Origin of the sequence: Micrococcus sp. Mcc89, assembly GCF_024519795.1 — a bacterium.
Taxonomy (GTDB): domain Bacteria; phylum Actinomycetota; class Actinomycetes; order Actinomycetales; family Micrococcaceae; genus Micrococcus; species Micrococcus luteus.
In genome coordinates this window covers 23,281-32,325 of sequence record NZ_JALJRI010000045.1, presented here as the reverse complement: position 1 = coordinate 32,325, position 9,045 = coordinate 23,281, and the positions used below count along the sequence as shown (strand labels likewise).

Annotated in this window: 9 protein-coding genes; 1 reads left to right on the top strand and 8 read right to left on the bottom strand. The window is 76.8% G+C overall.

The annotated features are described in order from the left end of the window. Positions 1-116 precede the first annotated feature (116 nt). From NR072_RS05805 to NR072_RS05790, 4 genes are all read right to left on the bottom strand, one after another. Positions 117-689 (bottom strand): GNAT family N-acetyltransferase, encoded by a 573-nt coding sequence (locus NR072_RS05805; RefSeq protein WP_256836470.1) that lies wholly within the window; start codon positions 687-689, stop codon positions 117-119. 117 nt (positions 690-806) lie between these two features. Beyond that, complete coding sequence (locus NR072_RS05800) at positions 807-1,706, bottom strand: DUF6707 family protein (protein WP_225941407.1); 900 nt, start codon at positions 1,704-1,706, stop codon at positions 807-809. Between the two features lie 2 nt (positions 1,707-1,708). After that, on the bottom strand, positions 1,709-2,248 hold the full coding sequence (locus NR072_RS05795; RefSeq protein WP_036316089.1) for an NUDIX hydrolase family protein: 540 nt from the start codon (positions 2,246-2,248) through the stop codon (positions 1,709-1,711). A 56-nt stretch (positions 2,249-2,304) separates the two neighbouring features. Next, positions 2,305-3,432 (bottom strand): NADH:flavin oxidoreductase/NADH oxidase, encoded by a 1,128-nt coding sequence (locus NR072_RS05790; RefSeq protein WP_036339859.1) that lies wholly within the window; start codon positions 3,430-3,432, stop codon positions 2,305-2,307. A gap of 125 nt (positions 3,433-3,557) precedes the next feature. Between NR072_RS05790 and NR072_RS05785 the strand changes: the two genes are divergently transcribed. Continuing rightward, positions 3,558-3,881, top strand: a complete 324-nt coding sequence (locus NR072_RS05785; RefSeq protein ID WP_036339857.1) for a hypothetical protein — start codon at positions 3,558-3,560, stop codon at positions 3,879-3,881. 12 nt (positions 3,882-3,893) lie between these two features. Here NR072_RS05785 and NR072_RS05780 read toward each other — a convergent pair whose 3' ends face one another. From NR072_RS05780 to NR072_RS05765, 4 genes are read right to left on the bottom strand one after another with little or no spacing between them, the layout of a single operon-like run. Further along, complete coding sequence (locus NR072_RS05780; RefSeq protein WP_256836467.1) at positions 3,894-6,089, bottom strand: hypothetical protein; 2,196 nt, start codon at positions 6,087-6,089, stop codon at positions 3,894-3,896. 2 nt (positions 6,090-6,091) lie between these two features. Continuing rightward, a complete protein-coding gene (locus NR072_RS05775) occupies positions 6,092-6,697 on the bottom strand; it encodes a DedA family protein (RefSeq protein WP_065572909.1) in 606 nt (201 codons plus the stop codon). Beyond that, on the bottom strand, positions 6,694-7,740 hold the full coding sequence (locus NR072_RS05770) for a pseudouridine synthase (protein ID WP_098471172.1): 1,047 nt from the start codon (positions 7,738-7,740) through the stop codon (positions 6,694-6,696). Before NR072_RS05770 ends, NR072_RS05775 begins: the two co-directional genes overlap by 4 nt. A gap of 46 nt (positions 7,741-7,786) precedes the next feature. Further along, a complete protein-coding gene (locus NR072_RS05765) occupies positions 7,787-9,037 on the bottom strand; it encodes a glucose-1-phosphate adenylyltransferase family protein (protein ID WP_256836462.1) in 1,251 nt (416 codons plus the stop codon). Positions 9,038-9,045: the final 8 nt, after the last annotated feature.

Genomic DNA, 9,045 nt, shown 5'->3' with positions numbered 1-9,045 from the left:
CGTCTCATCTCAGTCCGGCCCTCGTGCCAAGAACCTCATGACCCACAACAACTAGCGGGGCATCGGGCCGGGAGGGCGTGACGGCGTCGCGGGGCGTCGTCGGGGGCGGGTCGCGGTCAGCGGTCGGCCCAGGGGCGGGCGTCGGAGGCCCACGGCAGGGGACGGACGCGTTCCTCGGGCAGCGGGTCCGCGGCCAGCCGGCCGTAGAGGTGCACGTCGAGCCGCCGCCCGCCCGCGCGGAGGCGGCCGCGCTGCGTGCCTTCGTGACGGAGCCCGGCGGCCCGGGCGACGGCCCCCGCCGTCGGGCTGTCCGCCCGGTGGGCCAGTTCGATCCGCTCGAGGCCGCCCTCGGCCAGCTCGGCGTCCGTCACGGTGGTCGCCGCGCGCGACATGATCGCGTCCCCGCGCCAGCCCTGATGCAGCCAGGCGGTGAGCGCGCCGGTGCCGTGCGCCTCGTCGCGCACGACGGCGACCAGGCCGATCAGCGTGTCCGTCCCGCGCCCCACCACGGCGACGGCGTCCGTCCCCTCCGCCTGGACCAGTCCGTCGACGTAGGCGCGGGCGGAGGCGTCGTCGGTGACCTCTGCGGGATCGGCCATGCCGACGGTGCCCGCGTGGAAGGCCGCCAGGACGGCGGGCGCGTCCGTGGCGCGGAGGGGGCGGAGCTGGGCGGGTGCGGAGCCGGTCATGCCGGGAGCATAGCCCCGACGGGCGCTGGAAAGTGAGGTGCGCCACACGAAGCGGACCCCGACGGGCGTGTCACCGGGGACGGGGCCGGCCCCCGACGCCCGTCCCGCGGCTGGGCCTTACCGGCGCGTGGCGGCCTTCGCCTCGAGCTCGTCGGCGAGGGTGCGCAGCGTGCCGAGCTCACGGGCGATCCGGGAATCCAGGTCCGCGTCCGTGAGCGTCTCCGAGCCGCCGCGGGCGCGCAGGTACAGCAGCTGGTCGAACCGGGCGCGGCGCCACTGATACTCGGCCTCGGCGTCGCGGGCCTGCAGGGCGCGGGAGATCTCCCGGTCGTAGAGCGGCGGCTCGTTGAGCTGTCGCTGGCGCACCTCGAGCACCCGGGCCGCCCGGCCTGGCTCGGAGGGGACCTCGTCCGCCTCGAGCAGGCGCCGACCGAGGTTGGCGGCGGCGATGTGCTCGCCCTCCTCGCGCAGGATCAGCGACGCCAGGGACAGCGCGGCCTGGATGGACTTCCACCGCCCCACGGCCCCGTCCCACGGCAGGTTCGTCAGCAGGCCCAGGGTGGCGAGCGTGCCCTCGGTGTCCTCGTGCAGCAGGTAGAGCCGCTCGGCCATGCCGAACACGTCCTCCAGCTGGGAGCCGGAGCGCAGGTTCAACCCGTGCGAGAGCCGGGCCGCGGTGGCGGTCAGCTCGGTGTCCTCGAGGTGGCGCTTGCCGACGGCGACGATCCGCTCCTCGGGGGACCCCGCGTCCACGGGGGAGAAGGTGGTGTCCGGGACGGCCCTGCGCTCCTCCGGGCGGTCCGTGCGGACCCGGATCACGGAGCCGTGGGCGATCTTGACCTCCCGGCCGCCCTCGAGGGTGGCGATCACGAGCGCGGGGGTGCCGAAGTCGTCCCGCATCACCCGGGTCGAGGCCACGGGCGGGGCGGGCTCGCCGCGGCGGGTCAGGAAGCTGTCCCCGGGCTGCACGTCCTGGGACTTCAGATGGCGGAGGTAGCCGCCGACGACCGGTGCCATGCTCAGCGCCCCCATCCCACGTGGGCGAGGGCCTGGCGCACCAGGTCCCCGCGGCCACCGATGAACTCGGCCTGGATGTCCTCGCCGAGGGCCTCCTCGGGGGTGAGCCAGGTCAGCTCGAGCGCGTTCTGGCGCGGCTGGCACTCACCCGTCACCGGCACCACGTAGACCAGGGCCACGGCGTGCTGGCGGTCGTCCGTCAGCCCGGTCTCGGACGGCGCCGGGAAGTACTCGGCGACGGTGCAGGGGACCACCGACGGCGGCAGCTGCGGGAACGCGAGCGGGCCGAGGTCCTTCTCCAGGTGGCGCATCAGCGCGGCGCGGATGGTCTCCCGGTACTGGACGCGGCCGGAGACGAACGTCCGCTGGAACGTGCCGGTCTCGTCCGCCACGTAGAGCAGGCCGATCTCGGTGACGTAGCCGAGGGAGTCCAGCCGCACCGGGATGGCCTCCACATACACCATGGGCAGCCGACGCCGGGCCTCGTAGAGGTCCTCGTCGGACAGCCAGCCCGGATTCGGGTCGGGGGTGCGCACGCTCATGGTTCTGTTCTACCGGAGTTCCGCGCCGGGGGCACACCGGGTCCCGCGTGTTCCGCTCACCACTTGGCGCGGAAGTACTGCCGGGCCATCGGCACCTGCTCCGAGGGGACGTCGAGGGCGAGGGCGGCCGCGGTCGGCCAGTTCGGGTTCGCCAGGGCGGCGCGACCCACACAGACGGCGTCGGCGCGGTCCTCGTCCACCACGGCCGCGACCTCCTCGGCGCCGGTCAGCGAGCCGACGGCGGACACCACGATCCCCTCGGTGCCCTCCTTCACGGCGGTGGCCAGCGGCACCTGATAGCCCGGGCCCTGAGGGCCCTCGTAGGTGTCCCCGATGCCCGCGGAGGACAGGTCGAACCAGTGCACCTGCCCCTGCAGCTCCTGCGCCAGGCGGACGGTCTCCTCGATGCTCCAGCCGCCCTCGACCCAGTCCGAGCCGGAGATGCGGATGCCGAGGACCTTGTCCGCGGGCCACACCTCGCGCACGGCCGCCACGACCTCCTTGAGGAAGCGGGTGCGGCCCTCGAAGTCCCCGCCGTACTCGTCGGTCCGGGTGTTGGTCAGCGGCGAGAGGAACTGGTGGATGAGGTAGCCGTGGGCGGCGTGCAGCTGCACGGCGCCGAAGCCGGCACGGTCGGCGCGCTCGGCGGCGTCGGCGAAGGCCTGGACGGTCTCCCGGATCTCGTCCACCCGCATCGCGTGGGTGCGGATCTCCATGGAGTTGGTGGCCACGCCGGAGGGGGAGAGGGTCTCCCAGGAGTCGGGGCCCTCGAGGATCGGCTGCCCGGCGGGCGCGCCCGGGTGCATGGGGACGGTCGAGGCCTTGGCGCCGGCGTGGCCGAGCTGGATGGCGGGCAGGGCGCCCTGGGAGGCGATGAACTCGGCGATCGGCGCCCACGCGTCCCGCTGCTCGTCGTTCCACAGGCCGGTGTCCCACGCGGAGATGCGTCCCTCGGGGGTGACGGCGGTGGCCTCGGCCACCACGATCCCGAAGCCGCCGGCCGCGCGGGCGCCCAGGTGCTGGAAGTGCCAGCCGTGGGGGACGCCGTCGCGCGCCTCGCACGAGTACTGGCACATCGGCGGCAGGATCAGGCGGTTGCGCACGCGCACGCCGTTGATCTCGATCGGTTCGAAGATCGCGGGCACGGCGGGGGCGTCGGTCTGCGGGGTGGCGGTCTGAGTCATGCACCCCACCCTACGAGCGGGTCCGGACACGGGAGGGCTCGCGTCCGCCGCGGGCGGAAGGGCGGGCCGGCCCGCGCGACGAGAGAAGTCGTCACCGCTGCTGCGTCCACCCCTACCCTGGGCCCATGCCCTCCTACCGCGCCCGCCTGCAGATCGGCGACCTCCTGCCCGGCCACCGACCCGAAGAGGTCATGGACCTGGCCGAGGCCGCCGTCCAGGCCACGCACGTGCTCGCGGCCAAGGACATCGAGGTCGTCGCGCGCGTCCCGCGGATCGTGCTGCGCTTCACGGTGCCCGGCTCGCACCGGGCCGGCGAGGACGCCGAGGCCGCCGAGGTGGCGCGGCGGATGGCGGAGGCGGTGTCCGGCGTCGCCGTGACGGGCCGGCTGGACGTGCTCCGGCGCGACGGCGGCCGGTGGGTCCCGGTGCCCGCTGGGCTCGGGCGCTGAACGGGGCCGGGCTCAGGCGCCGGCCGGGTGCGGCCGGCGGGCGGCGTCGCGCTCGATCTGGCGGGCCCAGGAGCGGCGCACGGCCGCGGCGGTGACCAGCAGCAGCGCCCCGAAGGCGGCCGCGAGACCCACCCACACGCTCTGCTGCGCCCCGAGCGGGCTGGGCAGCAGGCGGGGCAGGGCGAGGCAGAGCAGGGTCCAGGCCATGCCCAGGGCCACACCCATGCGGCCGCGCCCCCCGAGCACGAGGCGCAGGGCCGCCAGCAGCAGGGCCACCAGCACCAGCAGGGCGAGCAGCTCGGTCGGGAACCAGTCGACGTGCACACCCCAGGCGTGGAGGGCGGCGCCCACCGCGGTGGGTGCGCCGGCGAGGAGGGTGCCCAGCAGCACGCCGAGCGCGCCGTCCTCGGCCACCCGTGCGACGCGGCGGGCCGCCGGGCGGGCGCCGAGCCGCCGGACCACACGGAGCATGAGGACCAGGGCGAGCAGCCACGGGACGACGTCGAAGCCCCCGGGGGCCAGGACGGCCAGGGGGAACCACAGCGCCAGCGCCAGCAGGGTCCCCGCGACCGCGCCTCGGATGCGGCGGTGCCGCGGCGACGCGCCCTGGCCCGGCCCCCACTGCCGGAGCACGTACATCCCGGTGAGCAGCCACAGCACCGGCCAGATCGCCGGGTGCAGCGGGGACAGTCCGAACACGCTCGCGCCGGGGCCGTGTCGGCCGTCGGCGGTGAGCGGGTAGGCGCCGGCGTCGAGCGCGGCGAGCCCCGGGACGCGGCCGGCCAGACCGAGGCCCCACGCACCGGAGAGCACGAACAGCGCCCACACGACGGTCAGCAGCGCCTGGCCGCGTCGGTCCGCAGCGGTCGGTGAGCCGGCCGGCTCCTCGGGCGGCGCGGGGGTGTAGCCGGGGATCAGGGGCAGGGCGCCCGTGACCGGCCCCGCCGAGGAGTGGGCGGTGGCCTCGGCCCGGACGGCCTGCGCCTTCGTGGAGAGCCGCTGCCGCCGCCGCCACTCGGGCAGGGCCACCCGGGCCCGGGCGAAGAGCTCCTCATCGGTGAGCCGCTCCTCCGGGTCGGACAGCAGCGGCCGGTCGGCGGCGGCCGGGAAGACCTCGGGGCCCTCGAGCTCGCGCGCGGCCCGGGCCAGCGCGCGGGACTCCCGCTCCTCGTGCTCGCGGCGGCGGCGGGCGGCGTCCTCCGCCGCGCGGCGCTCGGCCTCCCGGGCTCGGTCCTCGAGGAGCCGGGCCTGGGCGAGGGCGCGTTCGGCGTGCAGCACGGTGTGGGCGCGGACGCGTGCGGCCTGGCGACGACGTCGCTCGGCCTCGCGGCGGGCGGCCTCCTCCGCCTCGCGACGGCGCCGCTCGGCCTCCTCGGCCCGACGGCGCCGCTCGGCCTCGACGCGTTCGGCCTCGAGGCGACGGCGTTCGGCCTCGGCCGCCTGCCGACGGCGCTCCGCCTCCGCCTCCGCCTCGAGCCGGAGCCGCTCCCGCTCCGCGAGCGCGGCCTCCTCGCGGGCCCGCCGCTCCGCCTGCACGCGGGCGCGCTCGGCGGCGACCTCCGCCTCCCGGCGGCGCCGTTCCTCCCGCTCCCGGCGGCGGGCCTCCGCCTCGGCGGCGGCACGTGCCTTCTCCTCGGCCGCCACCCGACGGCGCCGCTCGGCTTCACGCCGACGGCGCTGCTTCTCCTCCTCGCGGCGGCGGCGGGCCACCCGCGCGGCCTGGGCCCGGCGGGCCTCCTCGTCGAGGCGGGCCCGCCGGCGCTCCTCGGCCGCAGTGCGGCGGCGTGCGGCCTCCGCGGCCTTCTCCGGGTCCCGCCCCGGGGCGGGGAGGACGCGCTCGACCGTGCCGACGAGCGGGTCGGTGAAACGGGCGAGGTCCGGGCTGCCGAGGCGGTCCAGGATCTCGCTGAGGTCGCGGCGTGGGCGCTGCTGGGCGGGAGCGCCCGGAGTGCGCAGGCGGTCCATGGCGCGGTGCACATCCGCGCGGCGGTCCTCGCGCACGCGGCGCTCGGCGGCGGTCTCGGGTCGGCCCGAGCGCAGGGCGCGCTCGTGACGGCGCAGATCGCGGCGGGAGATCTCCCCGGGCGCGGCCATGGCGCGGCGGGGGCGCGCGGCGGGGGCACGCGGCGCGTCGTCGTCGGGACGGGGCGCCGAGGCGTCCCGGAGGCGCTCGAGGGCGGCGCGGGACTCGGAGGACGCGTCCTGCATGCTCACCCCTTCCGGCCCCGGCGACGGTGGGCCATGATCCCCGCGATCATCAACCCTGCAAGGGTACCGAACACCATGCCGACCACCGCGGACGCCCACCACGGCAGGCCGGTGGCCCGGCCGGTGATCCAGCCGAGCCCCACCATGGACCCGGACCACGCGAGCGAGCCCGCCCCGGACAGCCACAGGAACACGGGCCAGCGGATCCCGCCGATCCCGGCCGCCGCCATCGACGCCGTCCGTCCGCCCGAGACGAACCGCAGCACGGACAGCCCCGCCAGGCTGCCCGCCGGGCCCACCCGCACCAGCAGAGTCCGGATCCCCCGGTGGATCCGCCGCCACCACGCCCAGCGGTCCAGGCGGTCGGCGAGGCCGTGGCGGAACAGCGCGTAGAGGCCGACGTCCCCGGCCCAGCAGCCCAGCCACGCCGCCAGCACCGCGGCCACGGGGGAGACCCGGCCCTCCGCCGCGAGCGCGCCCGAGCCGATGACCACCACCTCCGACGGGACGGGCGGGATCGGGGCGTCCAGGGCCACGAGCAGCGCGGTGAGCGGGTGGAACCACGCTCCGAGCGCGTCCAGCAGGCCGGCCGGGTCCCCGCCCGTCACCGCGGTCGCTCCTGCAGCTCGGCGGGGGAGGTGAACTCCCGCTCCTCACCCGTCACCGGGTCCGTGAAGCGCAGCGACCGGGAGAGCAGCTGCAGGGGCCGTGTGACGTCGTCCGGGGCGAGGTCCAGCAGGTCCGGGTAGAACGGGTCGAACGCGATGCCCAGGCCCAGGGCGGCCAGGTGGATGCGCAGCTGGTGGGTGCGGCCCGTGCGCGGGGTGAGTCGCAGGTGCGCCACGCGCCGCCCCGCCAGGGTCCCGGCGGAGACGCCGACGCCCAGCAGCTCCACCCGGGACTCCGCGTTCGCCCCGGCGTGGGGCCGGTTCGCCCGCCGGGTCCGCACCGGCGCGCCCGCGCGGCGTCCCGACGCGGCCGGTGGGATCTCCTCCACCACAGAGCGCAGGACCCCCTTGTCCTTGCGGATCCGGCTGCGCACGGTCAGCGGGAACCGCCCCAGGACGGGGTCGGCCGGGGCACCGGGGCGGCGGGCGCCGTCGTCGGGGGCGTCCGGCAGGAGCGCCACGGCCTCGTAGGTCTTGGCCACGGCACGCCGCTCGAACAGCAGGTGGTAGGCGCCGCGGGTGGCCGGGTTCGCGGAGAACATCACGACGCCGGCCGTCGCCCGGTCGAGCCGGTGCAGGGGGACGAGGTCATCGAGGCCGAGCTCGTTGCGCAGCCGCACCAGCGCCGTCTCCTGGACGAAGCGGCCGCCCGGGGTGGTGGGCAGGAAGTGCGGCTTGTGGATGACCACGAGGTGCTCGTCGCGGTGCAGGAGCGTGTGCGTCACGGGCAGCGGGGCCTCGTCGGGGACGTCCCGGTAGTACCAGAGGTCGTCATGCACGCCGAGCGGCGTCGCCGGCGTCAGTGCGGTGCCGTCCGCCGCCACGACCTCGCCGCGGGCGAAGCGCGCGCGGATGCCGTCCGGGTCCACGTGACCGAACCGGTGGAGCACGTAGTCCTGCGCGGTGGGCCAGCCGGCGGCGGGCAGGCGCAGGCGCGTGGCGTTGACGCCGTTGCGCGGGGGGAGGGGAGAGGGGACGGCCACGGGTCCATCCTCCCAGCCCGGCGCGGCTGCGTCCGACCGGCGCCGTTCAGTCCGACCGGCCGGGCCGGCCCGAGCCGGTGGTCTCGTCCTCGGCCGGGCCGCGGTCCTGCGGGGTGAGCACCACGACCTCCTCGGCCGGCGCGGCGCGCCCCGTCACCTCGTGCGCCGGGACCGCCCCGCCGACGTCGACCACCACGGTGTCCAGCACCGCGCCCGCGGGGACCTCGCAGTCGCCGAGCAGGAGGCTGCCGCGCACCGTGGCGCCGGCCGCCACGACCACCCCGGGGCCGACCACGCTGTCCGACACCTCGCCCTCGATCCGGCAGCCCGGGCTGAGCAGCGAGCCGGAGACGCGGGCGTCCGGGGCCACCCACGCCGGCGGCGCCTGGTGGGGGTTGGTGATCAGCGGCCAGCCCTCGGCGGCGACGTCCAGGCCGGTGCCGTCGAGGATCTCCCGGTGGGCGCGGACGTACGCGTCCAGGGTGCCGATGTCCCGCCAGTACCCCACCAGGCGGTGCTCCCGTACGCGCCCCCGCGCCACGAACGCCGGGATGATGCTCTCCCCGTAGTCGCCGAGGGAGGAGCCCACGGGGTCGCCGTCCTCATCGGTCTCGCCCTCGTCCTTGGTGGCCGCCTCGTCCTCGCCCGCCACGAGGTCGCCGACCACCTCGGAGAGCGCGGCGACGTCGAACACGAACACCTCGGTGGCCACGAGCGTGCCGGCCGGGTCCTCCGGCTTGTAGGCGTAGTCGGTCACGGCGCCGTCGTCGTCCACCTGCACGACGCCGAAGCGCGCGGGGTCCTCGTCCGTCTCGGTGGTGACCACGGTGAGCTCGGCGCCGGAGCGGGCGTGCTCGGCCAGCACGGGGCGCAGGTCCAGCTGGTACAGGTGGTCCGCGGAGAGCACGACGACGGTCTCGGCGCCGAACTGCTCCAGCAGCGGCAGCTGCTGGGCGATCGCGTGGCCGTTGCCGCGGGCGAAGCCCTCCTCGGCGCGGCCCTGCGCGGGAGGCAGGAGCCGCAGGCCGTGGCGGGTGCCGTCGAGATCCCACGGCCGGCCGCCGGCCAGGTGCTGGTTGAGCGTGAAGGGGCGGTACTGCTCCACGACCCACACGTCCCGCAGGCGCGAGTGGGCCAGGTTGGACAGCACGACGTCGATCAGCCGGTACTGGCCCGCCAGCGGCACCATCGGCTTGGCGCGGGCCGCGGTGAGCGGCAGGAGGCGGCCGCCGGTGCCGCCGGCCAGCACGAGCGCGACGACGGCGCCCTCCGGGTCCTTCGGGAACGGGTCGGCCATGGCTCCTC

Excerpts from the sequence above, each read along its gene's own strand:
- NR072_RS05805 (WP_256836470.1), bottom strand. The coding sequence starts at position 689 with ATGACCGGCTCCGCACCCGCCCAGCTCCGCCCCCTCCGCGCCACGGAC.
- NR072_RS05800 (WP_225941407.1), bottom strand. The coding sequence starts at position 1,706 with ATGGCACCGGTCGTCGGCGGCTACCTCCGCCATCTGAAGTCCCAGGAC.
- NR072_RS05795 (WP_036316089.1), bottom strand. The coding sequence starts at position 2,248 with ATGAGCGTGCGCACCCCCGACCCGAATCCGGGCTGGCTGTCCGACGAG.
- NR072_RS05790 (WP_036339859.1), bottom strand. The coding sequence starts at position 3,432 with ATGACTCAGACCGCCACCCCGCAGACCGACGCCCCCGCCGTGCCCGCG.
- NR072_RS05785 (WP_036339857.1), top strand. The coding sequence starts at position 3,558 with ATGCCCTCCTACCGCGCCCGCCTGCAGATCGGCGACCTCCTGCCCGGC.
- NR072_RS05780 (WP_256836467.1), bottom strand. The coding sequence starts at position 6,089 with ATGCAGGACGCGTCCTCCGAGTCCCGCGCCGCCCTCGAGCGCCTCCGG.
- NR072_RS05765 (WP_256836462.1), bottom strand. The coding sequence starts at position 9,037 with ATGGCCGACCCGTTCCCGAAGGACCCGGAGGGCGCCGTCGTCGCGCTC.